General features: G+C 37.8%; 10 protein-coding genes and 1 tRNA gene. 9 read left to right on the top strand and 2 right to left on the bottom strand.

The genetic code is table 11. The features are described 5' to 3' along the window. Positions 1 to 38 precede the first annotated feature (38 nt). The 5 genes from AC3RVF_RS11510 to AC3RVF_RS11490 all read left to right on the top strand — a co-directional run bounded on the left by AC3RVF_RS11510 (position 39) and on the right by AC3RVF_RS11490 (position 5,441). Positions 39 to 2,540 (top strand): T9SS type A sorting domain-containing protein, encoded by a 2,502-nt coding sequence (locus AC3RVF_RS11510; RefSeq protein WP_489692143.1) that lies wholly within the window; start codon positions 39 to 41, stop codon positions 2,538 to 2,540. Positions 2,541 to 2,552: 12 nt separating this feature from the next. After that, complete coding sequence (locus tag AC3RVF_RS11505; RefSeq protein WP_489693505.1) at positions 2,553 to 3,770, top strand: bifunctional folylpolyglutamate synthase/dihydrofolate synthase; 1,218 nt, start codon at positions 2,553 to 2,555, stop codon at positions 3,768 to 3,770. A gap of 147 nt (positions 3,771 to 3,917) precedes the next feature. Beyond that, a tRNA-Val gene (locus AC3RVF_RS11500) sits at positions 3,918 to 3,995 on the top strand. 35 nt (positions 3,996 to 4,030) lie between these two features. Further along, a complete protein-coding gene (locus AC3RVF_RS11495) occupies positions 4,031 to 4,282 on the top strand; it encodes a GIY-YIG nuclease family protein (protein WP_489693423.1) in 252 nt (83 codons plus the stop codon). 178 nt (positions 4,283 to 4,460) lie between these two features. After that, positions 4,461 to 5,441, top strand: a complete 981-nt coding sequence (locus AC3RVF_RS11490; RefSeq protein WP_489692141.1) for a YitT family protein — start codon at positions 4,461 to 4,463, stop codon at positions 5,439 to 5,441. A gap of 60 nt (positions 5,442 to 5,501) precedes the next feature. On the opposite strand, the gene AC3RVF_RS11485 is transcribed toward AC3RVF_RS11490, so the two are convergent. Together AC3RVF_RS11485 and gldJ are read right to left on the bottom strand one after the other, a co-directional pair. Next, positions 5,502 to 6,782, bottom strand: a complete 1,281-nt coding sequence (locus tag AC3RVF_RS11485) for a UDP-N-acetylmuramoyl-tripeptide--D-alanyl-D-alanine ligase (RefSeq protein WP_489692140.1) — start codon at positions 6,780 to 6,782, stop codon at positions 5,502 to 5,504. 68 nt (positions 6,783 to 6,850) lie between these two features. After that, the gene (gene gldJ / locus AC3RVF_RS11480) at positions 6,851 to 8,524 is read right to left on the bottom strand and encodes a gliding motility lipoprotein GldJ (RefSeq protein ID WP_489692244.1); all 1,674 of its coding nucleotides are present in this window, start codon (positions 8,522 to 8,524) and stop codon (positions 6,851 to 6,853) included. 220 nt (positions 8,525 to 8,744) lie between these two features. Here gldJ and porU point away from each other — a divergent pair, with 220 nt between their 5' ends. The 4 genes from porU to pdhA all read left to right on the top strand — a co-directional run bounded on the left by porU (position 8,745) and on the right by pdhA (position 15,601). Then, the gene (gene porU / locus AC3RVF_RS11475; RefSeq protein ID WP_489693422.1) at positions 8,745 to 12,578 is read left to right on the top strand and encodes a type IX secretion system sortase PorU; all 3,834 of its coding nucleotides are present in this window, start codon (positions 8,745 to 8,747) and stop codon (positions 12,576 to 12,578) included. 34 nt (positions 12,579 to 12,612) lie between these two features. Beyond that, positions 12,613 to 13,773 (top strand): type IX secretion system outer membrane channel protein PorV, encoded by a 1,161-nt coding sequence (porV, locus tag AC3RVF_RS11470; protein WP_489692138.1) that lies wholly within the window; start codon positions 12,613 to 12,615, stop codon positions 13,771 to 13,773. A gap of 87 nt (positions 13,774 to 13,860) precedes the next feature. Then, positions 13,861 to 14,343 (top strand): cytidine deaminase, encoded by a 483-nt coding sequence (gene cdd, locus AC3RVF_RS11465; protein ID WP_489693421.1) that lies wholly within the window; start codon positions 13,861 to 13,863, stop codon positions 14,341 to 14,343. A 259-nt stretch (positions 14,344 to 14,602) separates the two neighbouring features. Then, complete coding sequence (gene pdhA / locus AC3RVF_RS11460; RefSeq protein WP_489692136.1) at positions 14,603 to 15,601, top strand: pyruvate dehydrogenase (acetyl-transferring) E1 component subunit alpha; 999 nt, start codon at positions 14,603 to 14,605, stop codon at positions 15,599 to 15,601. The last annotated feature ends 3 nt before the right edge of the window (positions 15,602 to 15,604 follow it).

The following is a 15,604-nucleotide window of genomic DNA, read 5'->3' as shown; positions in this document are numbered from 1 at the left end:
TGAATTTTTCAGTATCTTTAAACTTCTAAAAAGATACTATGCTTCGAAATTTTACCTATCTCTTTCTTATATGCTGTTTAGCGGGTTGTAAAAATACTTCCAAAGAAAATAATGACTTTGCTTCCGAAGAAATTAAGGATGAAAAGTATCCGCACGATTTTATGTTTATGCAAAGGGCCTATCCAAACGGTGAATTAAACACTGCGGCATATTCTGAAGCAATCCGTTGGAAACAACAAGCTGCACACAAAAGTAATGCAACCGAAGTATGGCAGTTCAGCGGCCCCTTAAATGTAGGCGGTAGAATTACAGATATAGAAATTCCCTCTACCCAGCCCGAAGTGTATTATGTGGGTGCCGCTTCTGGAGGAATTTTTAAAACCATTAATGGTGGTGACGATTGGATCCCAATTTTTGACGAACAGGAAATGCTTTCCATTGGCGATATAGAAATTTCAAAAAATAACAATAATCTAATTTGGGCTGGCACGGGCGAAGTAAACGCTGGCGGAGGTTCATTGGTGTACGATGGCGATGGAATCTATAAAAGTACAGACGGAGGAACCACTTGGCAATCCAAAGGTTTGCCAGAGATTGGCAGCGTTGGTAAAATTGTTTTAGATCCAAATAACGATAATATAGCTTTTGTTGGCGCAATGGGTCCATTGTTCAAAAAAAGTACAAATCGCGGTGTTTATAAAACCACAAACGGCGGCGATAGTTGGCAGCAAGTATTGTTTGTAAGTGATTCTACGGGGGTTGTAGATATGTCAATTCATCCCACCAATGGAAATATTGTTTACGCTGCAAGTTGGGAGCGCATCAGAAGACCTAATAATAGGCAATACGGCGGAATTACTTCGGGAATTTACAGAACTACAGATGGTGGTTCTAATTGGACAGAGCTAACAAATGGACTGCCAAACTTAGCTTCACAAAAGGGAAGAATCAGTATAGATATTTCAGCATCGAACCCAGATGTACTTTATACCCGTTACGCAGATGCTTCGGGAAATATTCAAGGAGTTTATAAAACTAATAACGGTGGAGATTCTTGGACGGCCGTTAATTCTAGTCAGTTGAACAATGTAGGTTTTCATTGGTGGTTTGGCGGGATTTATGTAGATCCCACAGATGAAAATATAATTTATAATGTAGATTTCGTTGTTCAAAAATCTATAAATGGTGGTACTAGTTGGTCAAATGCTTTTTCAAATGTACACGTAGATCAACATGCGCTCGCGTTTAATGCATCGGTGCCAGGAGAAGTACTTCTCGGCAATGACGGCGGACTTTATTACAGCAGTAATGGTGGCGCTTCGTCGGTTAAAGATTTAAAGCTGCCCATTACACAATTTTATAGAATGCATGTTGATGCACAGAACGAAAATAAAATATACGGCGGAGCGCAAGATAACAGCACCAGCCGCACACAGACGGGTGGATTGACAGATTGGAGTATCATTTTTGGGGGCGACGGTTTTCAACCGCTGGTTGATCCTACAAATACAAACGTTATTTATGCGCTCGCTCAAAATGGAACTTTGGGAAAATCTACCAACAATGGCAGCTCTTTTTCCAATGCCACTTCTGGTATTTCTAGTGGCGATCGCAAAAATTGGGACACCCCAATTACTTTTGATCCATCAAATTCACAAACGCTTTATTTCGGAACAAATAAACTTTACAAAACCACGAATGCCGCTGGCTTTTGGTCGGCTATAAGTCCGGATCTCACGGATGGGCCACACGCTGGCAACCTTACATTTGGCACCATAACAACGATTAGTGTTTCGCCTTTAGACAACGAAATTATTTTTGTGGGCACAGACGATGGCAAAGCGTGGGTTACGCAGGATGGTGGTTCAAATTGGATTGATATTTCGGCAGGAGTTCCCAACAGATGGGTTACAAGAGTTTTGGCTTCGCGTGAAGATCCAAATATTGTTTACTTAACGCTTTCGGGATATCGGTTTGGTGATGAGGTGGGCCATGTGTATAAAAGCAATGATTTAGGAACTAATTGGTTCGATATTTCTGCGAGTTTGCCAGATATTCCAGTGAACGACTTGGAGCAAGACAGTTTTGGAAATCTATTTGTAGCAACAGATGTAGGTGTTTTGGCGACAAGTGATGAAGGTGTAAATTGGAGTGTTTTAGGCGAAAATTTGCCTTCGGTTGTGGTTACAGATTTGTTTATTCACGAAGATTCACAATTCCTTTTTGCCGCTACTTATGGTCGGTCAATTTATAAAATTGATATTTCAGATGATATTTTGAATTTAGATGAAAATAGTTTTTCTTCGGAAGTGAAAGTTTATCCAAATCCCGCTACGGAAATGGTGACTATTTCGCTTAAAAACACTTCAGAAAAAGCTTCATTAATAGTTTATGACGTTATGGGAAGACTTGTAAAACAACAGGCTTTTAAGGGTGAAAAAGATCTTCGTCTTTCTGTTGAAAACCTTCAGCCGGGAATCTATTATTTGAAAATTTCCGAAGGAAAAAAGCAGACCACAAAAAAACTGATTGTAAAATAAAAGAATTTAGCTATCAACTATTCAGAAACCATTGCTTGGCTTTTTGCGCAACTCCCAATGTACCAAAGGGTGGGGCAGAGCGCATATAAAGCAGATTTGGCAGCAACGATTAGCCTTGCCAATCATTTAGATAATCCCGAGAAAAGTTTTAAAAGCATGCACGTTGCCGGTACAAATGGCAAGGGTAGTACGAGCCATATGCTGGCTTCAGTTTTTCAGGAAGCGGGTTATAAAACGGGGCTTTACACTTCGCCACATTTGAAAGATTTTCGAGAACGGATAAAAATTAATGGCGAAATGATTCCGCAGCTATACGTTTCAGAATTTATTGAAAAACACAAGTCTTATTTTGAAAGTAACCAACTTTCATTTTTTGAAATGACCGTCGGTTTGGCTTTTGATTATTTCAGAAATGAAAAAGTGGATATCGCTATAATTGAAGTTGGAATGGGCGGTAGGCTGGACAGTACAAACATTATTACTCCGGAAGTTTCTGTAATTACGAATATTGGCTTAGATCACACCCAGTTTTTGGGCAGCACTTTAGATAAAGTGGCTTCAGAAAAAGCTGGCATTATAAAAACTGGAATTCCTGTTGTAATTGGCGAAACCCTTCCTGAAACTAAACCTGTCTTTCAAAATGTTGCTTCGGAAAGAAAAGCACCAATTACTTTTGCCGAAACAATGGATGTGGTTGATTATACTTCAGACTTAAAAGGCATTTATCAAAGAAAAAATATAAAAACTGTTTTAACAACTTTGAAAATTTTACAAGAAAATGGTTGGAATATTTCTGAAGAAAATATAAAAGATGGTTTATTAAATACCGTTAAAAACACTGGATTGATGGGGCGTTGGCAGATTTTAAAAGAAAATCCAAAAGTAATTTGCGATACAGGACACAATAAAGAAGGGCTGCAATTGGTAATGGCACAGCTCGGAAAAGAGGATTTTCAAAACCTTCACATTGTGCTGGGCGTTGTAAGTGATAAGGATTTGGCGTCTGTATTACTGTTGTTTCCTCAAAATGCGACTTATTATTTTTGCAAACCAAATATTCCTAGGGGCTTGGATGCTTCACTTTTACTCACTAGAGCTCGCGGATTTGGACTAGTTGGAGATGAATATATTTCAGTATCAAAAGCTTATAAGTCCGCGCTTGATGCCGCAACAGCTCAAGATTTTATTTTTATTGGGGGGAGTACTTTTGTGGTTGCAGAAGTTTTATAATTTTTTTCAAATAAATGTTTGCGGGAATTAAAAACTAGCTTATATTTGCAACCTCTAAACAATGAGGGCGATTAGCTCAGCTGGTTCAGAGCATCCCGAATTAACTTCGGGAGGTTCGGGGAAAAGTTTAAAAATATTGTTTTAAGAGGGCGATTAGCTCAGCTGGTTCAGAGCACCTCGTTTACACCGAGGGGGTCGGGGGTTCGAACCCCTCATCGCCCACCAGATTTAAAACCGAAGCTTTCGCTTCGGTTTTTTTTATGGCTTATTTTATCTACATACTATATTCTGGAACTTTAGATAGAATCTATGTTGGCGCTACAGAAAATATCTCGTCCCGGTTAAAAGAGCATCTTTGGAAGCACGAGGGTTTCACTTCAAAAGCTAAAGATTGGGAACTTAAATATTCCGAAAGCTTCGCGACAAAAACTGAAGCGTTCTTACGTGAAAAACAGATTAAAAAATGGAAAAGTAGAAAAATGATTGAGAAATTAATAAATTCATTGAATTAGCTCAGCTGGTTTAGAGCATCCCGAATTAACTTCGGGAGGGTCGGGGGTTCGAACCTTCCGAAGTTAATTCGGAACAGGCGCTCATCGCCGACCAGATTTTTTTATTTTAATACACCGCGTTTTATATTAAAAGGAATAAGTCTAACTTTGACCGCATCACTAATTAAAACCAAAATACTTGATTCCATTTATCCATAAAATTATAATCGACGTAGTAAAAAAGCGGCAAAAGAGCGGAAAATCAGCAAAAGCTTCTGAGCCTTTCGAAAAGCGCGTTAAAAACCTTGAGGTTGAAATTACGCACGAAGTCGTAGATATTTTCTATCTACTTCTCGGAGTTCTATCGGCGTCATTTGGTTTAAGAGGTTTTTTGATTCCCAGCGGTTTTATAGATGGTGGAGTTACCGGAGTTTCACTAATGGTGAATGAATTGGCGGGTATTTCATTTTCGCTACTGTTAGTGTGTTTCAACCTGCCCTTTTTAGCATTGGCTTATTTTTCCATAGGAAAAAGATTTGCCGTTAAAAGTGTTTTAGGAATAGTGCTTTTAGCGGTTGCTGTGGCTATAATGCCTTATCCAACTATTACGGACGATCAAATATTGGTCGCTGCTTTTGGAGGATTATTCCTTGGATTAGGGATTGGATTGGCAATTCGTGGAGGTGCAATAATAGATGGAACCGAAGTATTAGCCATTTTCATTAGCCGCAAAACTAGCCTTACAGTTGGGAATGTTATAATGATATTTAATGTAGCAATTTTTACTACTGCGTCTTACTTTCTTTCTACTGAAATTGCGCTGTACGCAATACTCACTTATTTCGCAGCTTCAAAAACAGTCGATTTTGTAATTGACGGTATTGAAGAATTTATGGGGATTACTATTATTTCTGAGAAAAATGACGAAATACGAATAGCTATTATTGAAAAAATGGGACGTGGATGTACTATTTTTAAAGGCGAAAATGGCTTTTCAATAAACGGCGAGCCAAGAAAACCAGTAGATATTGTTTATACTGTAATTACGCGTTTGGAGATGAGTAAGCTAAAAACTGAAGTAGATAAAATTGACGCGCAGGCTTTTATGATTATGACTTCCGTTAAAGATGCTAAAGGAGGAATGATTAAAAAGAAACCCATCAAAAAATTCGACAAGTAACGCCGAAAGAACTGTTGGTTTAGAGATATTGCCAACTATGATTTGCTTGCAGATTTTTTTTTACAATAATTCTAAAATTCTTTCTAAAGCCATTCCGCGAGAGGCTTTAATTAAGATTGTTGAATTTTTCGGCACATTAGTTTCAATCTCTTTTTTCAATTCTTCAAATGTTTCAAATTGCTTTATGTGTGAAGCATTATTTTTTGATTTATAAAAATTACTTCCTACGAAAACCGCTCTTCCGAACGGGTTTTCTCTTAAAAAGTCAACGATGTTTTGATGCTCTGTTTCGGCTTCTTTTCCCAATTCAAACATATCGCCTAAAAACATAATTTTGTTTTCGCCTTTAGCCTGTTTAAAGTTTTCTAAGGCTGCGAGCATACTTGTTGGGTTGGCATTATAGGCATCCATTAAAACAGTATTACTACCTTTATCAACCAATTGTGAGCGATTGTTGGATGGAATATAGCTTTCTATACCAGCCTTTATCTTTTCGGTTGAAACATTTAAAAAGGCGCCCATAGCGATAGCAGCAGAAAGGTTTGCGAAATTGTAGGCGCCAACTAAATTGCTTTGTATTTTAGTGCCTTCAAATTCTACTAAAAGGTGGTGCGAGCTATTTATTAATTTAATGTTGTAAGCGCTTTCAGGTGTTCCAAAAGTTATTCGAAAAATGCCTTGCGAATTTTCTATTTGCTTTGGGTCGTTGGCATTCACAAATATTTTCTTGTCGTGTTTTTTTAGATATTGATAAAGTTCAGTTTTTGCTTGAATTACTCCTTCAAGGCTTCCAAAACCTTCTAGATGTGCTTTCCCAAAATTGGTTATATACCCGTAATCTGGTTCTGCAATTTCGCTTAACATTTTTATTTCGCCTAAATGGTTGGCGCCCATTTCTACAATTCCAATTTCGGTTTCTTTGTCCATCGCTAGCAATGTTAAAGGAACTCCAATATGGTTATTTAAATTTCCTTGGGTTGCAACGGTTTTAAACTTTTGGGAAAGTACTGCGTTTATAAGCTCTTTTGAAGTAGTTTTTCCGTTACTTCCGGTGAGCGATATAATTGGAAGATTTAAAGATTCTCTGTGAAACCTAGCTAATTGTTGAAGTGTTAAAAGTACATTTTGCACTAAAATAGTTTCGCCAGTGCTTTTGTGAAACGCTTCTTCTTCTACAATTACTTTTAGCGCACCTTTATCTAATGCTTCTTGGGTAAAAAGGTTTCCGTTGAAATTTTCACCTTTAAGGGCGAAAAAGATACAGTTTCTGAATATTTTACGAGTGTCTGTGCTTACGCCGCTACTCTGCAAAAAATACTTATGTAGGGATGGTATATTCATAAAATAAATATACTAAAAAACCCTCCGAAGCTGTATGCCAAGGAGGGTTTTTTATAATTTTTGAAATTTTAATTTCTTGGGCGTTTGCCTTTTTTCGATTTTGAACCAACGCGACTCATTGCGCATCTAAACCCAATATAGTCTGTTGCCATATCTTGTGGGAAATAACGTCTTTGAGCTGGGTCTAACCAGTAATCTCTATCTCTCCAAGAACCACCTTTATAAACACGTACTTCATTGTCAACTAGTGTAGTTCTGCTTGAAGATTTATCGTATTGACGATCTAAAGAGCCTGTGCTATCTGCAAATACTTTTTGAACTGGGGAGTTGTACATTCTGTTGGCACCATTACCACCTTCACCTTCTTCATCAGCGAACGATTGGTAGTAACGTGATGAACGTTTGTCGCCATCTCGGTAATCGCGATTATCGCTTTCAGAAAAGTTGGTACGCAAATAAGTTTCATTTTCGTCAACTGGTACTTGATAAATTTCTCCAGGTAAGTTGCGAGCAATGATTTTTCCGTTGCTTAATGTGTCATAAACTATAGAGTCCATAGTAACAACTTTTACTTTTCCATCTTCGCCAATAGCATTTTTGGTGTAAACGTTTCCACGGTAATAGTTAAAGTCATTAAAGTCGTCGTCAACAATAGGGCGGTAAACATCTGCAACCCATTCGGCAACGTTTCCAGCCATATCATAAAGCCCGAAATCGTTCGGTTCATAAGATTTTACTTCTGCTGTAATATCTGCACCATCATCACTCCATCCAGCTATTCCACCGTAATCACCATCACCTTGCTTAAAGTTTGCCATTTGGTCACCGCGCGTTTTTCTTTTTCCAGAGCGGGTATATTGACCTTCCCAAGGATATTTTTTCTTACCTCTGTAGGCATTATAATTACGAAGTCCAACTAAACCAAGTGCTGCGTATTCCCACTCAGTTTCGGTAGGAAGACGGTAGGCCGGCATTAGCAATCCATCTTTACGTTGAATATATAAGTTTGTACTATCCTTACTTCTTTTAGCAATAGATTCAGATTTTTTTCCACCACGGGTAATTGAATCGTTACCACCGTAAGTTAGTGTTGGAGCGTTTAAGTATGTTTCTGTGTTAAAAGTCTGTCCTGGTTCTACATCGTAACGAGCGTTGCGAACGGTAACGCCTTCATTTTCTAACACCATTTCGTTTACACGATCTGTTCTCCAGTTACTAAATTCAACTGCTTGAATCCAACTAACACCTACTACAGGATAATCTGCATAGGCGGGATGGCGAAGATAATTATTAGTCATTACTTCGTTAAAACCTAAACGGTTTCTCCAAACAAGCGTATCGGGAATCGCACCTTCATAAATTCTTCTGAAATTTTCATTAGATGGAGGGAACACTTTTTTCAACCAATCTAGGTATTCAAGGTACATTAAGTTTGTAACCTCAGTTTCATCCATATAAAAGGATTGAACGTGTTGTTGGTTTGGCGAATTGTTCCAATCGTGCATTGGATCATCCTGAACCCTACCCATCGTAAAGGTTCCACCTTCAACAAATACAAGGCCTGGGCCCGTTTCTTGCTCTTTAGATTTTGGGTTGTATTGAAAACCACCTTCTTTGGCGTTCATTTTCCAACCAGTGGCTCGAGAACTGTCTTTGTAGTCTCTGGATTTGTTGCAACTTACTAAAAATGTGGTTGCTATTAAAGTAACTAATAACTTAAGTGTTAGGTTTTTTCTTAACATCATAGATTCAAATATGATAAAATTGGGTTCGCAATATAGTAATTAACGACAAAATCACAATAATATTTTGTTATTATTGCGCTGTAGGGTTTTAAAAGGTTTTGAGACCAATCAAGAATGCAAACGTATTAGTTTTAAAATTATTATCCTAATTCGTCAAGATAGAAAACTTTAAAAAATGTGTTATACTAAGTGTATATTTGAAGCGTTATTGGTACTAATGAGAAAAGCGATACTTCTTTTTATTTTTATAATACTTCCTTTTATAGGAATGGCTCAATCGAAAAATATAACAATAGATTGGGGAGACTCTAAACCAACGGTAAATACTATAGGCAATCCTGAAACGGCAGCTTCGTCTAAGCAAAGGGCAATAGCAGCCTTAAAGTTGCAATTAAACAAGGAGGTTGTTACTTATCAAACAAAATGGGAAGACGGCAATTTTGCCGATAAAAGCTCTGTGACGATTACCAATGTGGGTTATGGACCCATTTCTTCGGTAGAATTGAGTAAAATAGACACAGACTTAGTGCCGAATAATCTTGAATATACTATTGGAAGTTCTCGTTCTAGGGAAAAACTTTTCACAATGTTAAAGATTTCTCCAATAGTAAAAACAGGCGGCGGGTACCAAAAGGTACTTTCTTTTGATGTTAACTACCGTTATTCTCCGCCTTGTACAGATTACACTCCAGAAATAACAAACTCCGTACTTGCCACGGGTGATTGGTATAAATTTAAGGTTGAAGAAACTGGAATTCATAAAATAGATAAATCGTTCCTAAGTAGTTTAGGCATGAACACTGACGGAATTAATCCAAGAAATTTAAAGGTTTTTGGTTTCGGCGGACAATCGTTGCCGTTACTTAATTCTGAAAATAAATTTTTTGATCTTCCGGAAAATGCTATTCAAGTTGTGGGCGAAGAAGACGGATCTTTTGATAGTGGCGATTATATTTTGTTTTATGGAACCAGTACAAACGGTTATGTTGAAGAAAATGATTCAAATTTAAATCCATATAGCGACGACTCTTTTTATTACGTAACTGTTAGTGGCAATGCTGGAAAACGCGTTCGGCCAATGGTGGAGCCAACTGGGACAGTTGAATTTACTATAAATGAATTTGACGATTATCAATTTCACGAGAAAGATGAAGAAAGTCCTACGAAATTGGGAAGAAAATGGTTCGGCAATCGATTCGATATTAAAAATGATCAAAGCTTCAATTTTGAATTTCCCAACATAGTTTCAAGCAAACCAATGCAGCTTACAATTAAAACTGCTGCGGCTTCCGAGAGTGTAACTACAATGGCAGTAACTGTAAACAGCACTACTTTGGACCCAATAATATTTCGCCAGTTGGGGGTAGGAGGACTTTTAGACTTGGATACTTATAACGAAGAGATACCGGCCAATGGCGAATCTGTACAAGTAGATTTAATGTATAGCAACGGTGGCAATCCATCGAGCATAGCTTATTTAGATTATATAGGTTTATGGGCTGTTAGAACACTAAGCGGTGTAGATGGTCAATTACCTTTTAGATATAATAAAGCTGCAACGCTAACAGGTGTTGGCGAGTATCAATTAACTAATGCATCGCAATATTCTCAAGTTTGGGATGTAACCGATATGCAGTTTATTACTTCAAAACAAAATGAAGGCAATGCGTCTTCTTTCGGCTTTAAGCAGACTTTAGGCGAGGTACGCGAACATGTTGCAGTTGGCACAAATAATTATTTAGTTCCACTTAAAACTGCACAATCAGTAGTTCGGAATCAAAATTTGAAGGGAACTATTTTTAAAGATGGTTCCGGAAATTTTCAAGACGTAGACTATTTAATTATTACAGCACCTTTTCTTATTCAGCCTGCATTGCGGTTGGCAACCTATCATAAAAGTTTGCAAGGTCTAAATGTGAAAGTGGTAACCACAGATAAAATTTATGAAGAATTTGGTGGTGGCCGTCAGGATATTGGTGCTATTCGGAATTTTGTTCGTTATGTATATAACAATGCCTCCACAGAAGCAAAACGCGTAAAATATCTGGGAATTATCGGGGATGCTTCCATAGATTATAAAAATAGGCTTTCAAATAACAATAATATTGTCCCAACATTTCAAACGCTTACGGGTGTAAGTATTGCACAATCATTTATGTCTGACGACTTCTTTGGAAGCATGGACGAATGTGAAGGAACTATAGGTTCTGGTAGTAGCGACATCGATTTGCTAGATATTGCAATGGGTAGAATACTCGCAGACAATGTTTCTATGGCCAATGCCATGGTAGATAAAATAATAAAATATACATCGGAAAGTTCTTATGGTAATTGGAGAACTAATTTTGTACTTATTTCAGATGATATTGATAAAGAAAACGAGGAGCAACTGGAGTTAAAATTGGATGCTTTGGGCGATGAGATTTCAATTGAAAAGCCGTTTATAAACGTAAAGAAAATTCATGCGGATGCCTATCAACAAGAAGCTTCGGCGGGAGGAAGTCGCTATCCAGAGGTTAATAAGGCTATTATAAGCGCCTTTGATGTTGGGGCAATAATCATTGATTATTTTGGTCACGGGGGCGAAGATGGCCTTGCTGCAGAATATATCTATACTAAAGAAACCGCCCAAAACTTCAAGAATAAAGATAACTTGCCTTGTGTTATTACCGTTACTTGCGAGTTCACAAAATTTGATAATCCGCTGCGAATCACTGCGGGAGAATTAACTTATCAAAACAAAGAAGGGGGTGCTATTTCTTTAGTTACTACAACACGAGCAATTTATATTTCTACTGGGGTAACATTCAATCAGCTCCTCGCAAACAACCTTTTCGGATACAATATGGATGTGCCAAATACACCGGCAGAAGGGTTGCGACTTTCCAAACAAGAAATAGATAGCGATTTAAGACGTGTGGTTTTCTACGTAGGCGATCCTGCAATGCATCTCGCTTTTCCTAAAAAAAGTATTCGTCTTACAATGTTAAATGATTTGCCTATTGGTCAGTCCACAGATACACTTAAGGCTCTAAGTAAAATAAAACTTGCAGGCGAAGTTGTAAATGAAGCGGGCATGCTAATGGCAGACTACAATGGTATACTTGAAGCAAAGGTGTTCGATAAAAACGTAATGCGTCAAACATTAGACAACGATAACTTCAACTTTGTAATGGACTTCACCACCTTGGGCGAAGTTCTATTTAATGGGAAGGCAACTATATCCAAGGGGCTTTTTGAATTTGAATTTGTAGTGCCTCGAGATATTCAAATACCCGTGGGTAAAGGACGGGTTAGTCTATATGCAAAACGAGATAACGTGCTTGAAGATCAAGCTGGAGTAAATTTAGATTTGAACGTTGGCGGCCTAAATGAAAATGCACCCGAAGACAACGAAGGCCCATTAATTAAGCTCTATATGAACGATGAAAGTTTTGTTTCGGGTGGAATTACGGATGATTCCCCTATGTTACTCGCAAAACTTGAAGATTCTAATGGTATTAATACCGCTAGTGGTATTGGTCATGACATTGTAGCTATTTTGGACGGTGATGAATCCAATCCATTTGTTTTAAATGAATTTTACCAAGCCGATGTTGATGACTATTCAAAAGGGCAAACTACTTTTAAATTTCGCGATCTTGAAGATGGATTGCATACCCTAACCTTAAAAGCTTGGGATGTTTATAATAACTCATCTACTGCCGAAATTCAATTTATAGTTGCAGGTAGCGATAAACTAGAAATTACACGCGTACTCAATTACCCGAACCCATTTGTGAACTATACTCAGTTTTGGTTTAACCACAACAGACCAGATGAGACCTTAGATGTACAAGTTCAAGTGTTCACTGTAACCGGAAAAGTTGTTTGGACCAAAAACGCTACCTTGCCACCATCCGGCAGTTATTTATGTCGCGAAATTACGTGGGACGGACGTGATGATTTTGGCGATCGTATCGGAAAAGGTGTGTATGTGTACAAGATTACAGTTAAAACTGCGTTAACAAATCAGCGGGTTGAAAAATTTGAGAAACTCGTTATTCTATAAAAATTAAAATTATATTTGCTCAAAATTATTTAATATGAAGAAATTACTTATTCCAATTTTGTTAGGCCTTGTAGCGTTTAAATCTGTAGCACAAGAAGATAATACAGGAATCGAGAATCGAGTTATAACTACAGGTGTTCCTTTTGTACTAATTGCTGCCGACCCTCGTGCCGCCGGTATGGGAGATATAGGGGTTGTTACCTCTGCAGATGCTTTTTCACAACAATGGAACCCAGCAAAATACGCTTTTTCACTTTCAAAACAAGGCGTTGGTGTTACATACACACCTTACTTAAGCAAATTGGTGAACGATATATTTTTGGGTAACATTACCTATTATAATAGATTAACCGAGCGTAGTGCTGTTGGAGCAAGTTTCCGATATTTCAGCAATGGAGAAATAGAATTACGCCAAACTGCAGATGAAGAGCCTTTGTTGGTTAAACCAAACGAATTGCTTTTTGATGTATCCTACTCACTTAGACTTAGTGAGCGTTTCGCTATGGCTGTTGCAGGTCGTTATATACGTTCAGATTTAAAACTTCAAACCGCTGTAGCAGATGCTTCTGCGGCAAGTACATTTGCGGTGGATATTGCAGGGTATTACCAAAGTGAAGAAATACCTTATGACGATTTTGACGGTCGTTGGAGAATGGGTTTCAATATTTCGAACATAGGTCCAAAATTAAAGTATGACGAAGTTGGTTCAGAAAGTAGCCTTCCAACAAACCTTGGTTTAGGTGGTGGATTCGATTTCATATTAGACGAATACAACAAAGTTGGAGTTTCTACTCAGGTTAACAAACTATTAGTGCCTACTCCAAGCGATTCAAACAACGACGGATCTATAAACAATCAAGATGATTACTACAACGAAAGTTTCTTCGGTGGAATGTTCTCTTCATTTAATGATGCACCCGACGGTTTCAGCGAAGAATTAAAAGAATTTACTTGGGCTTTAGGTGCTGAATACTGGTACCAAGATGTATTTGCTTTCCGTGCTGGGTATTTCAACGAAAGTGACGATAAAGGAAGTAGAAAGTTTATGTCCTTTGGTGCAGGTTTCCGTTACACCGCAATAAATATTGATATCTCTTACTTATTCTCAACCTCAAAATTAGCAAACAGCCCATTAGACGGTACCCTTCGTTTTGGTTTGACGTTTAATTTTGGAGATGAGTACGACGAATATTAATAAAAAAGTTTAATAGTTGAGTGTTTAAAAATTTAGAGACTTTAAAAGGAATTCTATTTTTGAACAACTAAACTCATCATTTAAGAAGTGAAAAAACAAAAAATTGAAATCGATTTGGTGGTTTTTGAAGATATTTCAGAACTTCCAAAAGACATTCAAGAATTAATGATTAAGGCGCAGCAAGCACGTGAAAACGCTTATGCGCCTTATTCACGTTTTAAGGTGGGTGCTGCTATAAAGCTATCTTCTGGTGAAATTACAATCGGCAGTAACCAAGAAAATGCAGCTTATCCTTCGGGTCTTTGTGCGGAACGCGTTGCTATATTTCATACGGGAGCTCTTTTTCCTAATGAAGAAATCAAAGCAATGGCTATTTCTGCCAGTTCATCCAGTCAAATGCTAACAGAACCTATTGGTCCGTGTGGCGCTTGTAGGCAATCCATGGCAGAATATGAGCAAAAGCAAAATTCACCAATCGCCATTTACTTTATGGGCGAAACAGGAAAAATTGTAAAAGTTGCTTCGGTTATGGATTTACTACCGCTTGGCTTTGATGCTAAATACCTCTAAAATAAAAAAGCACCAAATTCTAAAACACATCTAATAAATTTCAAATTATAATTGGCAACTCTTCCTTCAAGTGGACTTGTCATTTAATTGAATTTTCACTTTTCATTTTTGTGATTTATTTGGAATTTGGTTTTTGATATTTGAAGTTTATTTAAGATTTGGTTTTTGGGATTTGTAATTTGTATTTTCTACTTATAAAGTGCTACTTTTGTTATCCGTTTAATAAATTTTCCCCTTGGGAAAAACTTATCGCAGATAGATGAAGAAAATCACCAAAAAAACGTACCTCGATTGGTACGAAAACATGCTCTTTTGGCGCAAATTTGAAGATAAATTAGCCCAAGTTTATATCAATCAAAAAGTAAGAGGTTTTCTACACCTCTACAACGGTCAGGAGGCTGTCTTAGCAGGTGCATTGCACGCTATGGACCTCACCAAAGACCGAATGATTACAGCATATCGAAATCACGTACAACCTATCGGGATGGGTGTGGATCCTAAAAAAGTAATGGCAGAGCTTTATGGAAAAAGCACCGGAACCTCTCAAGGTTTGGGTGGCTCCATGCATATTTTTTCTAAGGAACATCGTTTTTATGGTGGGCACGGTATTGTGGGTGGACAAATTCCACTTGGTGCTGGCTTGGCATTTGCCGATAAGTATTTTGATAGAGACGCTGTAACGCTAACATATATGGGAGATGGCGCAACACGTCAAGGTTCACTTCACGAAACTTTTAACCTTGCAATGCTTTGGAAACTTCCAGTAGTATTCTGTGTTGAAAACAATGGTTACGCAATGGGAACTTCCGTAGCGCGAACTGCAAACCACACAGATATCTGGAAACTTGGTTTAGGGTACGAAATGCCTTGTAAGCCAGTTGATGCAATGAAACCAGAAGTGGTTGCAAAGGAAATGGACGAAGCAATTAAACGTGCGCGTCGTGGCGATGGCCCAACATTTTTAGAATTGCGTACCTACCGTTACCGCGGTCACTCAATGAGTGATGCGCAACATTATCGTACCAAAGAAGAAGTTGCCAAAAAACAGGAAGAAGATCCAATTACATATGTGCTTCACCAGATTTATGAAAATAAATGGGCAACCGAAGCTGAGATAAAAAAAATTGACAAAAAAGTAAAAGCTATGGTAGAGGAATGCGAGAAATTCGCAGATGAATCTCCATACCCAGATAAGAACCTGATGTTCGATGCTGTTTACGAACAGGAAAATTACCCGTTTATATCAGATAAATTATAAGAA

This window comes from Aequorivita sp. IT1183, assembly GCF_058068265.1.
This window is presented reverse-complemented; position numbering and strand designations above follow the sequence as displayed.